Raw genomic sequence first — 23,992 nt, forward strand, 5'->3', positions numbered from 1 at the left:
TAAAATTATGCTTCATTAAAAGTTTTTATTCTTTCCTGACTCCTGATTCTTAATTCTTGATTCTATTCCACTATTTTACCTATCAAGGTCGCAGTTGTCGTGCGCTCAACTACCACATTCACATACTGACCAGGTTTATATTTTTCGTTAACCGGGAAAACTACCATGGCATTGTCATCGCTTCTTCCGCAATAATCTTTATCTGATTTTTTAGAGAAACCTTCGATCAGCACTTTTTGTATTTTACCCAATTGCGACTGCAAACGGATATAAGAATGCTGCTGCTGTTTGGCTACTACTTCTTTCAGGCGACTGCTTTTTACTGCATCAGGTATATCATCGGCATAACGCTTGGCTGCGAGGGTTCCTGGCCTTTCAGAATACATAAACATGTAGGCAAAGTCATAATGCACATAATCCATCATGCTTAAAGTATCCTTGTGCTCTTCATCAGTCTCACTGCAAAAGCCGGTTATTACATCCGTTGATATGGCGCATCCCGGAATAATTTTGCGGATCGCATCAATACGGTTGATATACCAGTCACGATCATAAGTACGATTCATTAGCTCCAGCACACGACTATTGCCTGATTGTACTGGTAAGTGAATGTAATTGCAAATGTTTTCATGCTTTGCAATGGTATACAATACCTCATCTGTAATATCTTTTGGATGCGAAGTAGAAAAACGAACGCGAAGATCAGGATTGATCAATGCAACCATTTCAAGCAGGTTAGCAAAGTTGACGGTTGCCTCACCTAAATCCTCTCCAAGGGAGAGGACTTTTTCTTCTCCTTCATTTGAAATTCCTTCTTCAGAACCCTCTCCTTTGGAGAGGGCAGGGTGAGGCTTACTCCATTTATAAGAATCTACATTCTGCCCCAACAAGGTTACCTCGCGATATCCCTGGTTAAACAAGTCGGTGCATTCTTTTATTATTGATAACGGTTCGCGGCTACGCTCACGGCCACGGGTAAATGGCACCACGCAAAATGAACACATATTATCACATCCGCGCATAATAGAAACAAAGGCATTAATGCCATTGCTGTTTAGCCTTACCGGGTTAATATCAGCATAAGTTTCCTCGCGGGATAACAGTACGTTAACGGCTTTCTGCCCGTCATCAACCCTGCCTATAAGCGCAGGCAAATCACGGTAAGCATCCGGACCAACGACTACATCAACCAACTTCTCCTCTTCAAGAAATTTGGATTTCAGGCGCTCGGCCATACAGCCCAAAACACCTACTACTAAACCCGGGTTTTTAACCTTGGCTATAGTAAATTCTCTTAAGCGATTACGTACACGCTGTTCTGCGTTTTCGCGAATAGAGCAGGTATTTATAAAAATAACGTCTGCAACATTATAATCAGAAGTAGTCTCAAATCCATCATCAGATAAAATAGACGCAACAATTTCACTATCCGAAAAATTCATGGCGCAGCCATAACTTTCTATATAAAGTTTGCGTCCATTGTTTTTACCTTTTACTGGCTCTAGTATTAAAGCCTCCCCTTGCCTGCTCTCGTCGTGTGTTTTATCCGGTACAACCAAATCCATTATCATTAAAAAATTTGAGCAACAAAATTACATAATCTTTTGAAATAAAGTGACAGTTTGTCAGCATTTAACAAAATCATGATATTGTTGTTACAGGTTGACGGAACAAGGAAAACTTCTTTCTTAAGTTTCCTGTATAAAGTATTACAGTATGTTTAAACCAGTTTTTGATTTGTAACTTGCAGATTAGTACCTTCAATAAAAAAGAGCGGCGAAAAGGATGAAAGTAAAAAAGGAAAGAAAGATGCTGAAAAACAAAATAATAGCGTTATATAGTCAATGGCAGTAGATTTTTTGAAACATAAATGGCAAAAAAGGCTACTTACTTTTTTTCTCATCTTCGTAGGCTTAATATTAATTCTATCATTCCTGGTTAATCTATACTGGTCGCCGATATTAGCAAAAAAAGTGCGGAATGTTGTTTTGACCAGTAGCGATGGCTTATATAAGATCGATTTTTCTGATGCTAAATTGCATATCATAAGGGGTGAGATTGATATTTATAATATCGTTTTAAAGCCTGATACTGCCGTATACAATCAAAGGGTAAAAGATCACCTCGCGCCAAATAACCTGGTAGAGCTGCATGTAAAGCGTCTCATTTTATCGCATATACATCCATTTAGTCTATATTTTCATCATAAACTGGATATTGGACAGATCATCCTAAGTCAGCCAGAATTAGATGTAAGTTATCAGCTTAACCATTCAAAAGATACAGTAACCAAAGACCACCGAACTATCTGGCAAAAAATGTCAAAATCTTTGCGGTCTATTCATATCGGCGAGATATCCTTAAGTGATGTAAATTTTAAATACAATGATTACTCCGGGCATAAACTGGCTATATCCGAATTAAAGGAGATGAATTTAAATGCAACCGATCTGCTGATAGATTCGGCCACACAAGCCGACAAATCAAGAATACTATATTGCAGAGATATTGTTGCCGAGCTGAACAATTACACAGGTCATTCGCCGAACGGCCTGTATAGTTATAAAATAAAGTCTCTGCGTTTATCTACCCGGACTTCAAAATTAACAGTAGTAGGGCTTGATCTCCACCCTGTGAAAACCAGTGTGTTTTTTGAGAAAAGTGAAAAAGACCGTTTTGATGCTCATCTCGATTCCCTTCAGATCAGCAATTTTGATTATTTAACTTTTCATAAATACCGGCTTATTAACGCATCACATTTGATATTATCCAGGGGCTCGTTAAGCCTTTTCACTAATCCGAACAAAAAACCGGCAACAACTGACAAGGAAAAAACCTATCCTAATTTTGGGTTGAAAGAGATACGGGCCGATTTGAATATAGATACAATTGATGCCAGCCATATCAATGTCTCTTACACTGAAATTGGTAAGAAATCTCAAAAAGCCGGGACTATTACATTTAATAATTCATCGGGACGCTTTTTAAACGTCACTAATAATAAAGCCGCCTTACAGAAAAACAACATCAGTACAGTAAACTTAAGCAGTTATTTTATGAACCGCAGTAAGCTTAATGTGCATTTGACTTTTAATTTAACAGACGAAAATTTGCCTTTTACCTATAAAGGGGATTTAGGCCCGATGGATCTTTCTGTTCTCAATCCTGCAATAATGCCATTGGGGCTGATCAAAATCAATTCAGGCAAATTGGTACGTTATGAATTTGATATTACTGGTGATAATAGTGTTTCAAAAGGTAAAATAAGCCTGCTATATAATGACCTTAAGGTAACTGTATTAAAAGCCGATACCGTAAATGATAAGCTAAAGCACATGACAATTGCTTCACTTTATGCTAATTTATTGGTCTTGAAACACGACAATCCTGATAAACCGGGCGAAATACCGAGGTCGTTTTATGTTAACTATTACCGTCCAAAGGATTACCCTTTTTTCAAAAACATCTGGCACACCCTCCTCACAGGTATTAAACCGTGTGTAGGCCTTGATGAAAAAATGCAAAAGGATGTTAAAAACAAAATGGCCGACATGGCTATAAAAAAACAACAGCACCAGATAAAAAAAGAGCAAAGAAAACAACGCCGGGCTGAACGCCAACAGAAAAGAGAACTAAAAAAACAACAAAAAGAACAGGCTGCTTTACAATAGAGGTCATTACCATTTACTCCTATTCTTTCATGCAATGCAACGTTTACGTTTGGCAGCGCGTCTATTGATTAAAATCCAATGATTATGAAAAGAATAGTTTTCGCCATTTTATCAATAATGTTGTTCTCAGCAGCAGCAATAAAAGTTTCGGCCCAGGAAAGTTCCGTACAAACCCGCCAGGTTTCGGGCTTTAGTGCAATTGCATCATCAGGGCCATTTAACGTTCATATTAAGCTTGACGGAACTGAGAGTGTAAAAGTAGATGCCGACTCCAATGTCATTAATGATATTGAAACCGTAGTTGAAGGTAATACTTTAAAGATCAGATTTAAAGACCATGACCACGGCCGTTACGAACACAATGTACACAAAGCCGAAGTTTATGTTTCTGCTAAATCATTAAATGCCCTTGTCAACAGCGGATCAGGTTCGACAACTGTAGAAGGTGTAATAAACGCAGATAATTTCAAAGTGGTATTAAGCGGATCTGGTTCCATCAAAACCTCAGTGAAATCCGGTGATTTAAATGCTACGATCAGCGGGTCTGGTTCTATCAAGTTAAACGGTAGTACAGGCGATGCCAGGATCGTGATCAGCGGTTCCGGACAAGTGGACGGCAAAGACCTGAAAACTGAATCGGCAAATGTAGTAATAACCGGTTCAGGCAATGTTTATGTTATAGCCGAAAAGAGCGTATCAGCACATATTACAGGATCTGGTAACGTTGAATATAGCGGCAACGCTTCTGTTGTTGATTCGAGAACTGTTGGCTCGGGCAGAGTTAATAAGGTAGATTAATTATTTTTTTGAGTGAGCTTATTTAATGTAAAAACCGCCCAACCAGGCGGTTTTTTATTGTAATAACAGCTTCAGGTTGATACCGAAATTGGCAAATGAAGTATTAAAAGTTTGCGAGGTATATGGCCTTGTAATGTTTGAATCATAAAATAAACTCATGGTAAACCGCTGGTTGATCATATAATCAATTTCGGGGCGGTAAGTAATATTTTGTGCACCTGATGATATTTCAGCCCCTGCTACATCCGCCTGGTATATCAACGTTTTATTATTACGTACCGAAAAATCAACTTTAAAGGTAAGATCGTTACTCAGCTTTTTACCATCAAACAGCCCGAAAGGGAACCTGAAATTTTTGGTCTTGTAGCCAATCCCAAAAACGATATCATTTTCATTTTGCTGTGCCAGTTGGCTGTTAGACAGACTAAGGCTCAACGCCCTGCTTTGCCTGTATTCCAGGTTGGCTGTTACATTATTTTTAAACCTGACATCTATACCCAGCAAAGGCACAAACTGTTCAAAAATTGTAACTGAAGAAAACTGGTACATAGGTAAAAAGTCGTTGTTTGCATCACGCGAACTTACATGGCCACCCGTTTCTGCGTATTGTAATAATGTGGTGTAATTTCCGATTGTATAAGTTGACCGGTATCCGTCTCTTACGTCGACTGATTCAAAAATATCAGCTAAAAAAGGTATATGCGCAAGGCCTGAATACCTGATGTCCCAGTTAGGTATAGGAATATCCGGGAAGCCACTTAAGCCAACGCTGGTGGCATTTCTACCCGTGTAGGCTGCAAGAAAGGCCGGAACGACAACATTTTGTGAATTTTTCCCATACCCATCCGCATAGCCATTGGCTAATGATAATGAATTAGGATTTTGTTGTCCAAGCCGCTGTGATATGATAGCCCGGTCACTCAAAAATTTATTGAATACACTTGATGAATTATCTACCCCGCTTATTTTAGAAAACGCAGTACCAATAGACATGTATGATATGGTATAATCACCTGTTATTGTAGGCGAAAGATTCAGGAAACTACCCGAAGCAGGTAAATATTTAAAGTTGGTTTGATAGCTGTGGTCTTGAGTTTTAAAAGCAATCAGATCGATTGTCAGGTATTTGAACGGCTCGAGCGTACCTTTAAAGTGCAGATCTTCATTCAGCGTTTTCACATATAACTGGTTTTGCAAAGTATCAGTGGTTATCCAGCCATTGGTCACTGCTTTTTGTCTTATATCACTCTGGCTACCTAATAAAAACCCTATACCTGGTGCGTCATAATTAAAATCCTGGCCGGCAAAACCCGAGTTAGGTAAGTAACCGGGCAGGAAAGTTCCATCAGTACGTGTATAAGCAGCGCTTATATTTTTAACACTCGTCAATAACCCGATAAGCACTTTGCCCAAGCTGCTACTTTCATCATCTTTTTTATTTTTATCGGTTGCCTTTCGCAAAAACGGGAACTTGTTATACAAAGTCACCATATTAAATGTAGGATTCAACTGCACAGTACGTGAGTTTTGTATACTGTTACCTACGTTAAAAGAAGGATCATTTATTGCGAAAAGCGGTTGTGCCTGCCAGGTAAAGTGGGTAGTATAACGAGCTATCAAATTTGTCCAATCCATAAACGGAAGCTTATTGATCGGCACATTATAATTAAAAGTTAGCGTATGGTTATAATTGGTGGTACGGCCCAAACTTAATATATTATGCCATAGTGTGTCCTTTTTTAAACCATCCAATCTGCCTGCAGGTTCATCCACTGTAGCCAGGTTGGTAGCATCAATATCCATGGTGAGGGATTTTGTCAGGTTCCATCCCAACCCATATACTGTTGTAATGTTAAATGTCTTATTATAAGTAGTGGGTATCGGGATCAGGTTGGTCGGATCATTATTACGCAAGGTGTTTTCAGAATAAAACCGATCAAAGTTGATACTGTAATTTAACCTCGAAGGCATCAGATCGATATTAATATCACGAATAAGAGACAATAAGTTATTCTTTATAACTTTCTGAAAAGGACTGTAATATACTGGCTGAGTAGTAAAATTATAAGCCAGGGAAGCATGATAGGTTTTCTCAAAATCGCTGAGCGTTGTAAAATCGTGATGGTCATATTCCGTATAGGAATATGAGGCATTAAGATTCTCAACATCCCAAACATGGCTCGGCGCCGTCGGGTTGGTTTTTGCCTTGTGTACGTTAGTTAAGTTAATACTTTTTCTGAGCGTATAATCTTCAGCAGCATTTTGTATCGAGTCGCGCTGTTTAGAACTTGTTGCGCTATTCAGCGTCTGTTTCAGTTCAATATCCGGGGAAGCCGGGTCATATTGAGGCGTACTTACCTGTTGTGAAACATCAACATATAATGGAATGTGAACGCCAGCCTTGTCAGGGAAAAATTTACCTAACTCCACGTTACCTGATACATCATATACTCTTGTATCATTCATGCTCCGGTCTTCCAGTCTCGAATCAAGCGTACCAAAACCAACTGTTGTTTTGCTTCCTGATACTGTAAGTGTAGCAAAATCAGCTAATTTGGCATCGAACCTGCCTGTAGCTGCCCATCCGCCTCTATTATCAAAATCCGTCAGTCGTAATTCGTCAAACCATAAAATACCAGACTTATTCAATCCGTCATCAGTGGCTGTTGTTGACCCCGTTTTAAGCGGATTACGTACACCCAGCATTACAGCAGCCAATCTGCTCAGGTCAGGCTGACCTTTTATCGTTATTTTATTATGCCCGTCGGAGATAGTAAAAGGTACCGTTAAAGGCCAGGGCTGGCCATTAAGTTTAGCATTGTTACGGGCCAGTTTTGCATTGGTTAGTAAAGACAGCTCCAGGTCAAGTTCATTAGCAGCAGGCCATATGGCATTGGGATCTGCTGTGCCCGGTTGCGTTACCGCTAACGGAATTTCATACTCATAATAGTTATCTGTATAATCAACACCCAACCTAATGAAAGCACTTACATCATTATTTTTTAAGGAAGGGCCTTCGGCATGAATAAACATTTGCATGCGTTTGTATTTCCTAAGATCGCTGCTGAAAGGCTTAAAGGCTGCCCTTGAATAGCCGTCGCGCAGGTTGGTGAAACTTAAAGAGAGCGATTGCTCGTTCAACTTAGTATCTGTTTGTACGTTATTATAGTTGCGTTGGCGTGTAATACCTGGTGGCACAACGTAAGGTATAGGCGTGCGGTTACCGTTCTGTTCTATACTTACAGTTTCAACATCCAGTGCCGAATTATCAAGCGGCGGGTTTACTATAGTTGGATCGGCAATTACGTTGGCCGGATTGTTTTCTGAATTGAATGCTCTCCATTCGCCCCTTACCAATTGTAATGTAGCAAAACGCAAAACGGCGGTATCAGCAAAATTGGTCATAAACATCCTTATAAAACGGATAGACTTAAAATCCTGGATACCCCCAACTGCTGTTTGGTAATTGTTAATGGGAATACGGAACTGATACCAGGTTACTGATTGTGTTTGTCCGTTAGCCAGCTTAACCTGCGAAGTGACCTTATCATTAACATAACCTTGCCCTACAACCAAAGTTTGTGGCGTAATGGGTACTTTGTATTGAAAATACTCATCACCCTGGTTCATATTATTGTCCCGGTCAACATCTTCTGCATCGGGCAGGGATGTAGACGCTGACGTAGCTATACCAAGTGCTGCCTGTGACTGTTCGGCGGTTTTGGAGTTGCTTTCGGTACCATTGTATTTACTGTAACGTTGCAATATACCTGCTCCCGCCTGGTCAAGCTGTGGCCCCAGGTAGTATTGATAGTCATCTGATGATGGGTCACCGGTAAAAGCACTTGCTGCCTGGGCGTTTACTTCTCCTTTTACCTGCTGTACTACGCTTGTGAATTTTTTCTGCTCTTCGGCATCGGTCAAACCATCAAGCCCCACATCCTGCAATACGCGCGCGCTGGGGTTATTATCAAATGCGTTCACAACAGGCTGTAATTTTGCAACCTTACCCCATACCGTAGTATCAACCTGGCTTGCGTCTCCATTTATTGGCAGGCCGTTTTCCAAACTTTTACGCCCATCCAATAATATATCTTCAGATATGTTACCCAGGTTAAAGTACAGATCACCACCCCGTGAAGTTGGTTTATTGATAAAAGGGTCCATTACCCAAAACTCAATATACTGCACATTTAATGATTCAAAATCACTGGTTGATATTCCACGGAATATACCTCCCCAGTTTCCCTGAGGATTTGCCAATGTTCCATCATTATTTATTTGAGAAGTTCTATAGTTATATGGACCACGAATTTTCGGATAGAAGGCAAGGTCAAATGTAGGCAGGGTTAAAGGCTGACCTGTAACAGATTGCTTGTTAGGGAATACTTCAGTTTCTAATACTTCCCTTACGTATGGATTGGATAATTCTGTACGCGAAACCGGTATTGTTCCTCCCGTATAAAATGTTGGATCAATATTATAAAAAGCCAGCCTGGCCCTATGGTAACCATAACTCAGATTATTAAATTGAAGAGCATCCGGGGTTATCATTTGTGGCGTACCGGAGATTTGCCATGTTGAGGCACTTTTAATATCGATCACGGATTGACTGGCTTCAAAATCATCAAGGTATGATGTGCCATTTTTTGAACCGGCAAAATTTAAGGACGAAGGGCTACCAGGCAGTAATTGTGCAAACTCTCCGTTGAATGCAACAGACGAAGGCACTTTGGTGGTAATAAATGGTATTTTGTTCACCAGCCTGGTAAGCAATCTGGAATCGGATTTGTAGTTGACGTCGAAACCATAAATGGTATTGGAGACAGACTCCTGCCCTACAATTTCATTCTGCGTAATAGGCTGTTCAGTCAAATGCATTACAGTAGCGCCCAGGGCCAGTTTATCATTTAACTGGTAATCAAAGCGCGATCCAAATAATGACTTTTGTTGTACACCGAACAGTTCGTTGTTTTCAATATTTACAGTGATTGGCTGTCCGGATGCTAATAAAGCCTGATTGATGATCCTGATCCTACCTGCAGTGTAGTCAACGGTAAAGTCGGTTCCTTCCACTAATTTTAATGAGCCGGAATTAACAAGTACTGATCCCTGCGGGATATTTGTAGCATTAAGCTGAAAATCCGAACCACCCTGCGAAGTATAGGTTCCCCTTAAGGTATATCTGTTTAATTGTGGGAAAAATTGCTGCGCTATAGTTTTTGTCGAGTCATATATAGGCTGGTAGACATAACGTTTGATCAGATCCTGTTCGCCGGGATCAAACTGCTTGGCCAGATCGGAGCCAAATGGCTCCAATACCGGGAACATGATGCGACCGTTTTGCGAATCTATAGTAATACCTTCCAGATAATCAAAGTAGCCGTCAGGCTTTTTATCATTTTGCGCATCCAGATTATCCAAACCAAGCAACTGAATCCATAGTTTACTTTTGGTATGAATACCTTCGTCCATTATAGGTTTTGCTATGCCCGATTTTTCGTCCAGACGGGCTATATTCAACCTGAAGTTATTAGGGCTGATCTGAAATGCACCCAGCGAATAGATGTTTTTCATCATCAGTTTCCACGTAGGCAAATTGGTTTTTAGTAATGAGTTCTTAAGCAGCTTTACATACAATACCTTTGGTGTGGATGGGTCAACTGCAATATCTGTTGAAAATTCACCAACCTGGTAAGTCACGCCATTTACCGTATACTGGTAAGCAACCGCGAGTACCTCATCATTATTTAAAGGATAATTAAGCGAGATATAACCTAGTTGCGGATGCAGAACAAAATCTTTATCCGTCAATTTATGCGCATACGTTAGCTTGGCGTAGTTATCATTCCCACCCGATCCCTGGAAATAACTGATAACAGAATTTGAGTTGGTTTGCCGTGTAGTAGCCGGTAAGTTTTTCAGCAATGAGTTCGATTGCTGTGGAAAGCCCGGTCCTTGAAAACCTGCAGGCAAACCGCTATAGCCCGGTCCGCCCTGTATTAAAGCCTTATTATATGGCTTGTTCTCGCCCAGGTCCATAAAGGCAAGTACATCGCGCGAGCCGGTTGTGTTGTTTGTTCGGTTGGTAACCCACACCTCTACACGTGTAATATTTATATTCGAGCTGATGATAGGTATGTTGGCCAACGCCCTGTTATAATTATCACGGAAATATTGCGACAAAAAGTAGTGCTTATTCGCTTCGTAATCGGGAGGGGTAAGTGTGAAATTACCCTGTTGCGCACCGTTGGCAATGGTAATTGTTTTTGATTGCGAGCGTTGCTGCGAGAAAATACTCGTTACGTTCAACTTACCAAACTTCAATTTAGTTTTTATACCGAACAGAGCTTGGGTACCTGTAATTAAAGTGGTATTTAATGGAAAACTAACTGTACCAACTTCAACCTTTTGTATTATTTCGTCCGGAGTTCCTGTATAATCAAGTTTTATCTGGTTCTCAAATTGAAACTGTGCCTGTGTATTGTAACTGGTAGATATTTTCAGTTTATCACCGATAGACCCCGTCACATTCATTTGTATTTTCTGGTCGAAATTAAAGTTGAATTGACTACGCTGGGCCGAATTATACAGCGGGTTTTGGTTGCTGTTGATCTGTCCGGCCATGATCATTTCTGCCGAACCCTGTGGTCTGATAGTAATATTCGAGCTGCCAAATATCTGCTCAAATGTATGGCTGCGCACATTTATCGATGGAATAAATCCCGGCTGTTGCGATTGATAGCCATAGTTATCTGCCAACTGTTTGTAATACAGTCGCTCATCTTCCTTTTGTTTAAGATATAAATATTCGGTAACGGTAAGGTAACGCGGTGGGCGGTATAAATAATTGCCAACCCTCTCATACAGGATGTATTGGTTAGTGGCTGCATCGTATTCAAAAGTGCGTACGAGATTCGGCGGGTCTGGTGCGAAAATCCCCTCGCGCAATTGATTGTTTCTTGATTCAATCCCGGTAAAAGGGGTCTTAATAATTAGCGAATCTTTTTTTGCTCCCGGAATTTGTTGTGCAAAAGCATTGCTAAAACCACATACCGCGGAAATTATCAATAGAATCAATACAACCTTTAGGGTAAAAATCCGGACCAATTGTGATAGTAAAAATATTCGTAATTTATAAGCTTTTTAGGGCGGACTTAATCAGCTGTTCAACTGTTAAGTCGCCACTGTTTTTATTCAATTCCTGCTCAAGCACCTTCTCAACGGCATTTCTGGCAAAGCCCAGCATAACAAGCGCGGATAATGCTTCCTCTTTAACTGTTTTATTCAACGGTACTGCAATCAGTGTATCAGGGCCTTCTTTCTTCAATTTATCCTGTAATTCCAGAATAAGACGTTGTGCCGATTTCGGGCCGATCCCTTTAATGCGTTGTATCAGAGGAATGTCCCCTTTTACAATTGCAGCTTGTATTTCCTCAGGTGTAATTGACGAGAGCATCATGCGCCCGGTATTCGGGCCTATTCCCGAAACGGATATCAGATGCAGGAATAATCTTCGTTCACCTTCATCGGCAAAGCCATACAAAGTATGCCCGTCTTCTTTCACATGAAGCCAGGTAAATAACTTACACCTTTCAGCATCTTTCAGCTTGGAATAAGTGTTAAGTGATATATTGATATGATAGCCTACACCACCTGCATCAATCACCACATACGAAGGGCTTTTATAAGCCAATTTTCCTTCAATGTAAGCGTACATATTTTATCGGGGGGATTTAGGGACGTGTACGTGAAAACGCGCCTGGGGTTGCGTTTTCGGCCTTTCCTTGTGCATCTACCACTGCAATTGTTACCATATTTACAATTTCCCTGACAGAACTGCCCAATTGCAATACATGCACTGACTTTTTCAGCCCTAAAAGGATCGGTCCGACGGCTTCTGCGCCACCAACTTCCTGGAGTAATTTATAGGCAATATTGCCAGATTCAAGGTTAGGAAAGATCAAAGTATTGGCGGGTGCGCCATTCAATATGGAGAAGGGGAAATTATCTGCAAGCAGGTTTGAATTTAGCGCAAAATTGGCCTGCATATCACCATCCACTATCATATCCGGGTATTTTTCGTGGAGTACACGTACAGTTTCGCGTGTTTTTACCGGTATAGCTCCTTCGTTTGAGCCGAAGTTTGAATAAGACAGCATCGCAATGCGTGGTTTTATATTGAACTGTTTAACAGAACGATCGATCAAAACAGTAATATCTACTAACTCTGATACAGTAGGATCGACGTTTACAGTAGGATCGCCGATAAATACCGGGCCCTTATTGGTCAGCATCAAATACATACCCGCCACCCGGTTTACTCCTTCTTCTGTACCGATGATCTGAAGCGCAGGTTTAATAGTTGACACATAATCTTTGGTTAGTCCGGATATTAATGCGTCGGCCTTCCCAAACTGAACCATGCAAGCACCATAATAGTTACGCTGGTGAATCATCTTTCTTGCTTCAGATAGTGTGACTCCTCTGCGCTGACGTTTATTATACAGGTACTCGGCATACTCATCAAAGTTTGCGCAATCTTCCCTCGGATCAATGATCTCTACATCATCCAGTATCAGGTCGCTTTCTTTAATGATCTTCTTTATCCTGGCAACATTACCCAATAATATCGGCGTAGCTATACACTCCTCCTTCACAATTTGAGCAGCACGTAATATTTTATAGTTATCAGCTTCCGCAAACACTACCCGTTTAGGGCTTTGTTTTGCCTTATTGGCGATATTGCGTAGCAGCCTGTCATCAGCTCCTATTCGTAATCTTAACTGCTCAAGGTAGGCGTCCCAGTCAGTAATTGGCTTGCGAGCCACACCTGATTCAATTGCCGCTTTTGCTACAGCAGATGATACCTCGGTAATAAGCCGCTGATCCATAGGCTTTGGAATGATGTAATCTCTCCCAAATTTCAGGTTATTGGTATTATAAGCCAGGTTGATCGCTTCAGGTACGGTTTTTTTAGCCATTTCGGCAATTGCCCGTACGGCCGCCAACTTCATTTCTTCATTTATTGCGGTAGCCCTTACATCAAGTGCCCCTCTAAAAATATAAGGGAAACCTAATACATTATTTACCTGATTAGGGAAATCAGCACGACCAGTGGCCATTAATATATCTTTGCGTGTTTTGATAGCCACATCGTAATCAATCTCGGGCACAGGGTTGGCCATGGCAAATACAATGGGATTTTTTGCCATTGAACGCAGCATATCCGGGTTAACCACATTACCCGCCGAAAGACCGATAAAAACATCAGCATTTTTCATTGCGTCGCCCAAATTTTTAATATCCTTGCGTGTAGTGGCAAACTGCATCCGGATATCATCAAGATCTTTACGTTCAGGAGTTATCAAACCGTTGATATCAAACATCACCAGGTTCTCTTGCTTTACACCAAGCGAGAGGTATATTTTTGAGCACGAAACCGCTGCGGCACCGGCACCGCTAACCACCATTTTTATTTTGTCGAGCTTTTTTCCTTGAATCTCGCAGGCATTTATTAATGCTGCGCCGGATATGATAGCCGTGCCATGCTGATCGTCGTGCATTACCGGGATATTCATTTCGGCTTTTAACCGGCGTTCTATCTCAAAACAGGTTGGTGCTGAAATATCTTCCAAATTAATACCACCAAATGTGGGCTCCAATGCCTTCACTATCGCTACAAATTCGTCAACCGTTTTTGCATTCACTTCCAAGTCGAAAACATCGATATCTGCATAAATTTTAAATAACAGACCTTTACCTTCCATTACCGGCTTGCTTGCCTCGGGACCGATATTACCTAAACCCAACACCGCGGTTCCGTTTGTAATAACACCTACCAGGTTACCTTTGGCAGTATATTTATATACATCCTCTACGTTATCGGCAATCTGCAAACATGGTTCGGCAACACCGGGCGAATAGGCCAGCGTTAAGTCACGCTGCGAATTTGTTGGCTTGGTAGGTACTACCTGTATCTTGCCGGGACGTCCGTTGGAATGGTAATCCAACGCGTCCTGCTTACGCGTATTAGGTTTATTCATGGTTTGTAATTCAAGTCTCAAAATTACAATTCTTTTTGAGCTGATATAAAAAAAGCCCGGTTCTTATTTAGTTCGGAACCGGGCTTAAAAATATTATTTCCGTATCAGATTTTGCTGATCTTTAATGTCATTCCGGGCTGCAGATGCGAGCCTTTTAATCCGTTTAGTTCTTTGATCTCCCCGGCACTTGAGCCGTCAAATTTATTGGCTATTACAACAAGTGTATCGCCGCGATGAACTTTATAAGTTATATAACCTGCTTCAGGCTTTGATTCCTGATGATGCGCTTTGATCAATTTATCACTAACATATAATGGCATATTATGCCTTTTCCTATTATATGTCATGTCGGCATTAAGCGCATCATATAAGGCACTATATTTTTCTTTTGATGCTTGTGGTATTACCATCCTTTTTGGTGAAGCTGGGCTACCATTTATGATCATCATTTTATATGACGGGTTAAGGATAGTTAACTGTGAAAGATTAATACCCAAAACCTTCGACACACTGTTCAATGAAACATATTTATTAACCAATACCGTATCTGTCTTCATTGACATGTTGCAACCCTGTTCTACGATATTGTGCTTTTTGTAATAGTTCATTACATAAGTCATAGCGATATAAGCAGGCACATAACCTCTTGTCTCCGCCGGTAAATATTGACGGATCGACCAGAAATCAGTAGCGCCATTTGCTTTTTCTAAAGCCCTTATAACATTGCTTTTACCGCAATTATAGGATGCTATGGCCAATAGCCAATCACCAAATTCCTGGTAAGCATCTTTTAGGTAAGCCGCTGCTGCATAACTTGACTGGATAGGGTCGCGCCGCTCATCTACATAATTATCCATATTAAGGCCATACGATTTTGCAGTGGTAGTCATAAACTGCCATGGACCGGTTGCTCCTACTCTTGATACCGCATAAGGATTTAACTGCGACTCAACTATAGAAAGGTATTTTATTTCTTCAGGAATACCTGCATCGTGGAAAGCCTTTTCGTAGATCGGGAAGTAATACTTGGTGAGGCCCAAAACACGGCCTATATCATCTCGCTGGTTATAATTCAGATATGTATCTATATAGCTCTGTACATATTCGTTATAATCAAGAGGAACATCTTTTTTAATAGAATCCAGGCGGCGTTTGTAAATGCTACCCTGATAACTATTAATCGGTGCCGCGTTTAAAATCGGTACCATTATAGTATCATGTACACCTGCTGACTGCAATGATGTTCGTGAAGAATCGGGGATAAAAAGGGAATTAGCTTTTACAGCATTTAAGGAAAATAGCAAGATAGCACACATCAATAATCTCTTCATTCTTACCAGGGGGTTTAATTTATAGCCTAAGCCCAACTAAAATCTTTACTAATTTATTAAATTCTTTATAGTTTTAAGAAATATTTAGAAAAATTTAACAGTTCCTGCTCTGCAAAACGCTTCGTGAGTAATTGTAAGCCCAAAGGCAAACCCGCTTTATTCGTCCCTGCAGGCAATGAAATAGCCGGTACACCAGCTAATGATGCTTGTACGGTAAAAATGTCATAAAGATACATTACAACAGGATCTTTTTCAGTTTTTCCGATAGCGAAAGCCGGTTCAGGCGCAGTAGGTGTTAAAATAAAATCAAATTCCTCAAGCAAACTATCTGTTTTTTCTTTTATCAGTCTGCGTACTTTTTGTGCTTTAGCATAATAAGCATCATAATAACCTGCACTTAATACGAATGTACCCAGCATTATACGGCGCTTTACCTCCTTACCAAAACCTTCTGAACGCGAACGTTTGTAAGTGGATTGCAGGTCGGTTGCACCAGGGCTTCTATAACCGTAATGTACTCCGTCATACCTTGCCAGATTGGATGAAGCCTCCGCTGTGGCTAATATGTAATATGTCGGAACTATGTAATCCAGGAATTCAAAAGCTATGGGTTTTACCGTATGACCTTCGTCGATCAATTTATCGATATATTGAACAAGGGCGGTTTTCACTTCCGTATCAACACCCGGGCTTGATAAGGCTTCTTGTATATAAGCAATTTTCTTTTTAGAAGTATCAGTTGAAAGTTTCTTACTGTATGAGGGTACAGGTGCTTGTGCCAATGTACTATCATAATCATCAGCCCCGGCCATAATTTCCAGTAAAAGCGCAGCGTCTTCAACCGAACGGGTAATAGGACCAACCTGGTCAAAAGACGAAGCATACGCTATAACACCGTGCCTGGAGATACTACCATAAGTAGGCTTTAACCCCACCAATCCGCAAAACGATGCGGGCTGTCTCACAGAACCACCCGTATCGGTGCCGATAGCCGCATGGCACATATTGGCCTGTACTGCAACTGCCGAACCTCCTGATGATCCGCCGGGAACTTTGGTATTATCAGCATAGTTTTTAACCGGGCCGAAGTAAGAATTTTCATTTGAGGCCCCCATTGCAAATTCATCGCAATTGCAGCGGCCTATAATTATTGCGTCTTCAGCAAGCAAACGCTCTACTATGGTTGATGAATAAATAGATGTAAAGTCCTTTAATATTTTGGAAGATGCAGATACTTTATGCCCTTTGTAGCAGATATTATCCTTTATCCCGATTACCATACCTGCAAGCCTGCCTGCAGTACCCGCTTTGATACGTTCGTCAATTATTTTTGAGCGTGAAAGTGCCTCAGCTTCAAAAACCTCGTTAAAAGCATTCAGATGAGCATTTGATCTGATCTGTGTAAGATAACTGCTTACCAATCCTTCAACCGTAATCCCGCCACTTTGTATTTCCCTCTTTATTTCATCTAAAGAGGAATAAAATTTAGCCATGGGCCTAAAATAAAAAACTTATCCGTTGAAATAGAAATTTCAGCAGATAAGTTTATAAGTAAAATGATATAAGTAGAAATCCCTTCAAATCCCATTGGCCGTAGCCGAAAGGATTTAAACTAATCCATGCGGATTAATTTTTAGGTTTTTCTTCTGTAGTAGCGTTCGTAGGATTGCTGCTTTCGCCGTTCTGGGCATCTTTAAATTCTTTCATGCCTTTTCCCAAACCCTTCATTAATTCAGGAATTTTCTTCCCGCCAAACAGAATTAATATTGCAATGATGATCAGAATAATTTCTGGTGCGCCTAATGAGCCCATGATTTTTTAGTTTTATGTTATGATTATTTATTAGTGCGTTGTTTTAATTGGTTTGGTTTCAGTACCGGCCTCTTCAGTATGATGACCTTCGCTTATATGGTTTTCTGAAACTGTACCATGATTCTCATTATATGGAAGGGTATTAGCTACTCCCTGTATCTCAGCAATCGGATTCGGTACATCATGTTCATGAACCTCGACCTCTGCTTCCGCCGACACATTATGTTCTTCGGTGGCCGGAGGTAATTCATATTGAGCCTCAACTACAGGAGTTTCAACTACAGGAGGCTCTGGCCTTCTTTCTTCGTAGCTATTAATCTGGTTTGTTATTTCGCGCTTTACACCTTCAGAAGCATCCTTGAAATCTCTTATCCCCTTTCCCAAACCACGTGCAATTTCTGGTAGTTTTTCGCCCCCAAAAAGCAACAATGCCACAAAAACGATCAAAATCATTTCTGGTCCGCCAATATTCAAAAACAATAGAACAGAGCTAAACATACAATAAGAATTAATTTACAAATATAGATAATATAATACTACAAAATTTAAACAATTATCAATCAGGCACCAGCCATATCTTCGGATTAACCGGAGTTGAGCCCTTCCACAGCTGAAAATTAACCTTCGGAATACCCGAGGCACTTTCCATAGCAGCTACGCCGATGTTCTGTTTAGTACTCACTTTCTGTCCCTGGGACACACTTACCGATTTTAAATTTGAATAAACCGTAAAGTATTCGCCATGTATGATAATCACTATATAGGTTCCGTAAACATTGTTTATGGCTGCCACTTTTCCTTCAAAAACTGCTCTTACAGGCGCATTTTCGTTGGTTTTTATGTCTATACCATTGTTCTCACTTTTAATGCCTTCAACAACAAAGATGCCAAATCCCTGTACCACTACACCGTTTGTAACCGGCCATGGCAAACTTCCCTTGTTGCCTAAAAAGTCGTTTGATAATCTTGCTGCCTCTGGCGTTGCATTTAAAACTTCACTTGTTGTGGAGCTTTTTGTAATGGTCTTTTTAGAGACTGTAACATTTTTGTTAACAGGTATACCTGCTGCTGCACTGGCAGCTGCCGCAGCTTTAGCAGCGGCTTCAGCCTTTCTTCTCTGCTCTTCAATTTCTCTCCGGATAGCTGCATTAATTTCCTGGTTTGTCCTGGTTATTTTCCGCTGCAGATCTCTCTGCTGATCTTTTAATTGGCCTTGCTGCCTTGAAAGATCAGCTACTACCTGCACCTGATCCTTCCGCTGTTTACCAAGTGTTTCCTTCTCTTTAACCTGGTCAACTAGCAACGTACTCTTTTGCTTTTTGGTATTATCCAGCTCATTTATTTTCACATGCAGATCCTGTTCGGTGCCTTCAATATATTGTGCCTGCCTTTCGCGGTAAGCCCCGAATTGCTGCAGGTATTTTAAACGTTTATAGGATTGGTTAAAGTCTTTTGCTGCAAAAATAAACATTAGCTTATTGTAGGAGCTTTGATTACGATAAGCAAAAAGTATCATAGCAGCATATTCTTTTCTTAACTGATCCAGCTGACTTTGTAAGCTATGTACGGTATTAGTACTCTCAGAGATTTGATTATCTAATAATCTTACTTGTGAGTTTATATTGCTGATCTTTTCTTCGCGCAGATTGATCTGGGCCTTCAACAGGTTAAGCTGTTTTAAAGAGCTTTTTTTGTTATTAGCAGTTTCCTCATACTCCTGGTTGAGCTTTTGCAGTTCCTCATTATATTTATCACGGCGCCGTTTTAATTCGTCGCTGCTTTGCGCATGTGCATTTACAGCTATGAAAACCCCGATCAAAAAGAATAATATTTTAAAAAATTTCATTAACCAAAAATATAAATTTTAATTAGCCGGATCGTATCTTGAAGGAATACTGAACGGATACTCTAAAGGCAAGTCAAAATCAGCCTTAATATAGTGTAAATTCACTTGTACTTTTTTTGAACTTGCCATTGATGACATATTAATTTGGGATGGTACAACCCGGTTTTCCGCCGGCATTAAGGCAGAATTGTCAACAATCAGCGACTGGCCTTCTGATTGATTCGCTAATTCAGTATGGGTCACCTTCATATCGGCACCTATTATCAGTTTATAAACCAGTTCCTGCAGATTGCCAGATAAAACGGTACGTCCGCTATCAGCCTGCATTTTTGCATCTTCATTTAATAGTTGTGGTATGGCATTCCCTACTAAAATTGCCTCTAATGAGCTATAATCAACCTGCTTACTTGTAAACGAATAAATATAGCTGAATGGCTTGCGAATATATAAGCCCTGGAGCTTATTGATCACTAATAAACTATCGGGAGTGATAAGCGCACGGGCAACTTCAATCCCTGCTATTGCTGTTACAGAAACCCATATTTTTTGTCCTTTCTGAATACGGATATTCAGGGTAACATCATTGCTGCTTCCGTTAATATCCAGTTTTGTCCGTGCCTTGCCCGAAAAGGTGGTAAAATTTGTTTGTCCTGACTTTATAGCATTTAATTTGCTGATGTTGGGGTTAATTTTTTCAGTAGGTTTTGGACTAACGGCGAGCTGTTTTTTTGCTTTACAACTTAATATTGCGAGTACGCAAAACAGGATAAACAGCTTATTCAACATATTTCTTCTCATTGATCTTTCGTTCTAAAATAGGTGAACCGCCGCCATTGTCTTTTGCCTTTTTCCAATTCTTTATCGCTGTGTCGGTATCTCCTAACTGGAACATGATATCACCATAATGTTCAAATTGCACTGCACTGTGATCTTTATCATTAGCCAAAGCTTTCTCCATCCACACTTTAGCATCAGCATATTTCTTCTGCTTAAATAAAATCCAGGCGTAGGTGTCTTCGAACGATGCGGTATTGGGCTGCAGATCGTTAGAGTGTTTCGACATTTCGGCCGCCTTATCTAGTGAGATGCCACGTACTGATAAATAGTAGGCATAGTTATTTAAAGTGTAAGCATTGTCCGGATTATATCCTAACGCTTTTTCGTAGGATTGATCCGACTTTTGAAAATCATTTAATGAATGATAACAATCACCCATAGACGAAAAACACTGGGCCAGTAACTCTTTATCCTGTGTCTCCAACTCTGATGCATTTTTGATGTACTCCAGGGCCTTTTTGAAATCTTTTTTTTGCAGATAAGCAACCCCTACCAGGTAGTTGAGCCATGCCTGGTTTGGAAAGAGTGATAAAGCATCCTGGCCATCCTTTATTGCTCCATCTATGTCATTATCTCCCAATTCAAGCCTTATCAGTTGTTCCCTTACTTCGTATATCTGTCCATTTAGTTCTACTGACTTTTTATAATTGAGTTTAGCGTCTTTATATTTTTCATTCTGCAGCAGCATATCACCATAAAGTGCATATGATCTTGAATCATCAGGATGAGAGACTGTCAACAATCTGCTTAATTCCAGTGCGCTTGCTTTTGCACCAGGGTCAGGAAATTTGGGCAGATAACCTAAAACGATCTTTATTTCCTGGTCAATGTCCAAATCAGGAATTGCAAAAGCCAATGTCAGTTCATTAAAGCTATCTTCAGGCATTTTTTTATCCCGATAAATATCAGCCAGCGCCAGGTGTACTTGTCCATTGTTCGGATCTATCTTCTCGGCTGATAGCAATGTTTGAAGTGCTTTATCAGGCAATCCGTTTGAATTGTAAACTTCAGATAGAAAAAGGTAATATCTTATTTGTGTAGGATTTGCATCGATCATGGCTTGCAAGTCGGCTGCTGCCTGATCAACTTTCCCCTGTTTCAGATAGATCGCCTGCCGTTTGATGACCAGTTCATCAGTTATACCGGTTATTTGTTCAACCTGTTTGTAAACCTCCAAAGCATCATCATATTTTTTCTCGAGGAAATAAACATTAGCCTTATCGAAATAATAATCCGCTTTATCCGGGTTTATCCTTATCAATTCATTAAATACATTCTCCAGTTTATCAAGCTCATTGCTTTTTTCGTAGCAATCGGCCAGGGCTACCCAGTACCACTCATTATCGGGCTTAACGGTTACCGCTCTTTCGAGCAAGTCACGTGCATCGGTATATTCGTTCTTAAGCTTCTTGATATTGGCCAGCTGAAACATACTGGCATCATTTTGCGGGTCTACCTGCAAAACCTGGCTGAACATTTCTGTTGCCAATGGAAAATTTTCAACCGTTTTTTCTCTTAATGCCGAAAAGAAAAGCTGCCTCACCATCAGGCTGTCATTATTGGTCATAGGTTTACCTACAACCATTACCACGCGGTTGCCTTTGCCCGAATCTTTGTTTTGTGCGAAAACAAAAACCGGCGCCAGTAAGCACCATAAGAATACAACCAGTTTTCGTTTCATTTTATCCTATCCCTGTATGTCCATAACCACCCGCACCCCTTGATGTTTCATTCAAAACTTCAACTTCATGCCAATCTACTTTTTCGTGTTTTGCCACGATCATTTGTGCTATCCTATCGCCTGTATTGACTTCAAACGGCTCGGTTGATAAATTGATCAGCAATACTTTGATCTCACCGCGATAATCCGCATCAACAGTGCCCGGCGAATTAACAATGCTTATCCCATGTTTAAATGCCAGTCCGCTGCGCGGCCTGATCTGCGCTTCAAAACCTTCGGGAAGCTCTATATGAATACCTGTCGGAATCAGCTTACGTTCCATCGGATTAAGCCTTACAGAACTTTCCAGGTCGGCACGTAAATCCATGCCTGCTGAATGTATAGTTTCGTAAGCCGGTAAACTATTTTTTGACCTGTTGATTATCCTGATGTTCATCGTTTAATAAAAATAGCTTTTAGTTCTTTTCCTTCCATTAGTAATGCGCCACCTGCAAATATGGCTAACAGCGCGTTACCTACAAATATATTACGTTTAAATACATAGAATGATAAGTAAACGAGTATAAGTGAAATTATGATATAAGTCAGATTCTTTTTTAAATTATAAGGGATTGGATAATTTTTTTGTCCCCATAAATAGGATAAAATCATCATAACAGTGTAGGCAATTAATGATACCCATGCCGACGCCATATAACTATATTTTGGTATAAACAGCACATTTAATACTATCGTTAATATAGCCCCAATGCCCGAAATGTATAAGCCGTATTTAGTTTGATCCGATAACTTGTACCAAACAGATAGATTCATATAGATGCCCAGGCTTACGTATCCAAATACCAGGGGCGGCACAGCGCCAAGGCCTGTCCAATACAAAGCGGTTTGTTTTGCATTATGCCCTTTCACAAAATATTTTAATATTTCGATATTAGCCACCAACGCCACAAAAATAATGCAGACGGTGATAACAAAATAGTTCATGATACGAGCGTATGTTTGGCCGGAATTTTTGTTCTTGGCGTGACTGAAGAAGAATGGCTCTGCACCAAGGCGAAAAGCCTGTACGAAAATGCTGAGGAACAGCGATATTTTAGCGCATGCGGCGTATATGCCTACCTGGCTCACACTGATATTCTGTGGCAGGAGTTTTCCTAAAAGCAGCTTATCTAAATTCTCATTAATAATAAAGGAAAGATTAGCGATCAATACCGGCCAGCTGTAAGCATACATTTCCATAAGCATCTTACCATCAAAATCGAACCTGATCTTTAATAATTCAGGCAGTAGAAGCAGCAGGGTAATAATACTTGCTATAAGGTTTGAAACGAATACGTAACCAACCCACCCTTTGACATACCATTGACTTATCCAATCCGAGCCTACAAGATGGTGATGTATCCAAAATGGCAACAACCATATAAAGGTGAGGTTGAGGCTTATGAAAATTATGATATTAATGAACTTGATGATGCCATAGCGTCCTGGCTTGCCATCTGCCCGGATCTTTGCAAAAGGAATAACACACCACGCGTCTATTACCAATATGGAAATAAAATAATCAATATATCTCACAAAATCGTGATGCTGGGTATTATCGCCAACTTGAATAAAATCGGCTATATGACCAACAAAAGGAAGCGTTAGAAGCAGGAAAAGAATGGTAATTACAAATACTGTAGCAAAAGCATTATTATAGACTTGCCTTTTGTTTTCGCTATATTTATTCAGGTATCTGAAAAATGTTGTTTCCATACCAAACGCCATAACGGCATTCAATATCGATACCCAGCTAAACATTGTAGTTAAGATACCATATACACCAGTGGCATAAGCGCGCGTATAAACCGGTGTCAGAAAAAAACTTAATACCCTGCTGGCAATAGTACTAAGCCCATATATAGCGGTTTGGCCCGCAAATTTTTTAGCTGTCGACAATGATTAAATAGAAATAATTAGTTTTTAACGGG

At 40.3% G+C, this 23,992-nt stretch carries 15 protein-coding genes; 2 read left to right on the plus strand and 13 right to left on the minus strand.

The genetic code is table 11. The features are described 5' to 3' along the window. Positions 1 to 62: 62 nt before the first annotated feature. Entirely contained in the window at positions 63 to 1,568 is a 1,506-nt protein-coding gene (locus ACPPVU_RS23270; protein ID WP_426672222.1) for a MiaB/RimO family radical SAM methylthiotransferase, read from the minus strand. A gap of 276 nt (positions 1,569 to 1,844) precedes the next feature. On the opposite strand from ACPPVU_RS23270, the gene ACPPVU_RS23275 reads away from it, so the two are divergent. Together ACPPVU_RS23275 and ACPPVU_RS23280 are read left to right on the plus strand one after the other, a co-directional pair. Further along, positions 1,845 to 3,671: a hypothetical protein gene (locus ACPPVU_RS23275; protein ID WP_426669132.1), complete on the plus strand. Its 1,827-nt coding sequence runs from the start codon at positions 1,845 to 1,847 to the stop codon at positions 3,669 to 3,671. 84 nt (positions 3,672 to 3,755) lie between these two features. After that, positions 3,756 to 4,469: a head GIN domain-containing protein gene (locus ACPPVU_RS23280; RefSeq protein WP_426669133.1), complete on the plus strand. Its 714-nt coding sequence runs from the start codon at positions 3,756 to 3,758 to the stop codon at positions 4,467 to 4,469. Between the two features lie 54 nt (positions 4,470 to 4,523). Here the strand turns inward: ACPPVU_RS23280 and sprA are convergent, their stop codons facing one another. From sprA to ACPPVU_RS23340, 12 genes are all read right to left on the minus strand, one after another. After that, positions 4,524 to 11,540: a cell surface protein SprA gene (gene sprA, locus ACPPVU_RS23285; protein WP_426669134.1), complete on the minus strand. Its 7,017-nt coding sequence runs from the start codon at positions 11,538 to 11,540 to the stop codon at positions 4,524 to 4,526. A gap of 64 nt (positions 11,541 to 11,604) precedes the next feature. Beyond that, positions 11,605 to 12,189, minus strand: a complete 585-nt coding sequence (gene ruvA / locus ACPPVU_RS23290; protein WP_426669135.1) for a Holliday junction branch migration protein RuvA — start codon at positions 12,187 to 12,189, stop codon at positions 11,605 to 11,607. A 16-nt stretch (positions 12,190 to 12,205) separates the two neighbouring features. Further along, a complete protein-coding gene (locus ACPPVU_RS23295; RefSeq protein WP_426669136.1) occupies positions 12,206 to 14,515 on the minus strand; it encodes an NADP-dependent malic enzyme in 2,310 nt (769 codons plus the stop codon). Positions 14,516 to 14,619: 104 nt separating this feature from the next. Further along, the gene (locus tag ACPPVU_RS23300) at positions 14,620 to 15,846 is read right to left on the minus strand and encodes a transglycosylase SLT domain-containing protein (protein ID WP_426669137.1); all 1,227 of its coding nucleotides are present in this window, start codon (positions 15,844 to 15,846) and stop codon (positions 14,620 to 14,622) included. 65 nt (positions 15,847 to 15,911) lie between these two features. Next, complete coding sequence (gatA, locus tag ACPPVU_RS23305) at positions 15,912 to 17,339, minus strand: Asp-tRNA(Asn)/Glu-tRNA(Gln) amidotransferase subunit GatA (RefSeq protein WP_426669138.1); 1,428 nt, start codon at positions 17,337 to 17,339, stop codon at positions 15,912 to 15,914. Positions 17,340 to 17,472: 133 nt separating this feature from the next. After that, a complete protein-coding gene (locus ACPPVU_RS23310) occupies positions 17,473 to 17,658 on the minus strand; it encodes a twin-arginine translocase TatA/TatE family subunit (RefSeq protein ID WP_426669139.1) in 186 nt (61 codons plus the stop codon). A gap of 30 nt (positions 17,659 to 17,688) precedes the next feature. Beyond that, positions 17,689 to 18,156: a Sec-independent protein translocase subunit TatA/TatB gene (locus ACPPVU_RS23315; protein WP_426669140.1), complete on the minus strand. Its 468-nt coding sequence runs from the start codon at positions 18,154 to 18,156 to the stop codon at positions 17,689 to 17,691. 58 nt (positions 18,157 to 18,214) lie between these two features. Beyond that, positions 18,215 to 19,504, minus strand: a complete 1,290-nt coding sequence (locus tag ACPPVU_RS23320; protein ID WP_426669141.1) for a murein hydrolase activator EnvC family protein — start codon at positions 19,502 to 19,504, stop codon at positions 18,215 to 18,217. A gap of 18 nt (positions 19,505 to 19,522) precedes the next feature. Then, positions 19,523 to 20,302: a DUF4292 domain-containing protein gene (locus ACPPVU_RS23325; RefSeq protein ID WP_426669142.1), complete on the minus strand. Its 780-nt coding sequence runs from the start codon at positions 20,300 to 20,302 to the stop codon at positions 19,523 to 19,525. Beyond that, positions 20,280 to 22,022 carry a tetratricopeptide repeat protein gene (locus ACPPVU_RS23330; RefSeq protein WP_426669143.1) on the minus strand — a complete coding sequence of 581 codons (1,743 nt, stop codon included), beginning with the start codon at positions 22,020 to 22,022 and terminating at the stop codon, positions 20,280 to 20,282. Before ACPPVU_RS23330 ends, ACPPVU_RS23325 begins: the two co-directional genes overlap by 23 nt. Before the next feature lies 1 nt (position 22,023). Continuing rightward, complete coding sequence (gene dut, locus ACPPVU_RS23335) at positions 22,024 to 22,458, minus strand: dUTP diphosphatase (protein ID WP_426669144.1); 435 nt, start codon at positions 22,456 to 22,458, stop codon at positions 22,024 to 22,026. Beyond that, entirely contained in the window at positions 22,455 to 23,960 is a 1,506-nt protein-coding gene (locus ACPPVU_RS23340) for a polysaccharide biosynthesis C-terminal domain-containing protein (RefSeq protein WP_426669145.1), read from the minus strand. Before ACPPVU_RS23340 ends, dut begins: the two co-directional genes overlap by 4 nt. Between the last annotated feature and the right edge of the window lie 32 nt (positions 23,961 to 23,992).

The sequence above is a fragment of the Mucilaginibacter sp. McL0603 genome (genome assembly GCF_049992945.1).
In the GTDB taxonomy this organism is placed as follows: Bacteria; Bacteroidota; Bacteroidia; order Sphingobacteriales; family Sphingobacteriaceae; genus Mucilaginibacter.

What these genes read in the sequence shown, in the direction of transcription:
- ACPPVU_RS23280 (WP_426669133.1), top strand. Translation starts at nt 3,756, where the DNA reads ATGAAAAGAATAGTTTTCGCCATTTTATCAATAATGTTGTTCTCAGCA.
- gatA (WP_426669138.1), bottom strand. Translation starts at nt 17,339, where the DNA reads ATGGCTAAATTTTATTCCTCTTTAGATGAAATAAAGAGGGAAATACAA.
- ACPPVU_RS23275 (WP_426669132.1), top strand. Translation starts at nt 1,845, where the DNA reads ATGGCAGTAGATTTTTTGAAACATAAATGGCAAAAAAGGCTACTTACT.
- ACPPVU_RS23315 (WP_426669140.1), bottom strand. Translation starts at nt 18,156, where the DNA reads ATGTTTAGCTCTGTTCTATTGTTTTTGAATATTGGCGGACCAGAAATG.
- ACPPVU_RS23325 (WP_426669142.1), bottom strand. Translation starts at nt 20,302, where the DNA reads ATGAGAAGAAATATGTTGAATAAGCTGTTTATCCTGTTTTGCGTACTC.
- ACPPVU_RS23295 (WP_426669136.1), bottom strand. Translation starts at nt 14,515, where the DNA reads ATGAATAAACCTAATACGCGTAAGCAGGACGCGTTGGATTACCATTCC.
- ACPPVU_RS23300 (WP_426669137.1), bottom strand. Translation starts at nt 15,846, where the DNA reads ATGAAGAGATTATTGATGTGTGCTATCTTGCTATTTTCCTTAAATGCT.
- ACPPVU_RS23310 (WP_426669139.1), bottom strand. Translation starts at nt 17,658, where the DNA reads ATGGGCTCATTAGGCGCACCAGAAATTATTCTGATCATCATTGCAATA.
- ACPPVU_RS23320 (WP_426669141.1), bottom strand. Translation starts at nt 19,504, where the DNA reads ATGAAATTTTTTAAAATATTATTCTTTTTGATCGGGGTTTTCATAGCT.
- ACPPVU_RS23330 (WP_426669143.1), bottom strand. Translation starts at nt 22,022, where the DNA reads ATGAAACGAAAACTGGTTGTATTCTTATGGTGCTTACTGGCGCCGGTT.
- dut (WP_426669144.1), bottom strand. Translation starts at nt 22,458, where the DNA reads ATGAACATCAGGATAATCAACAGGTCAAAAAATAGTTTACCGGCTTAC.
- ruvA (WP_426669135.1), bottom strand. Translation starts at nt 12,189, where the DNA reads ATGTACGCTTACATTGAAGGAAAATTGGCTTATAAAAGCCCTTCGTAT.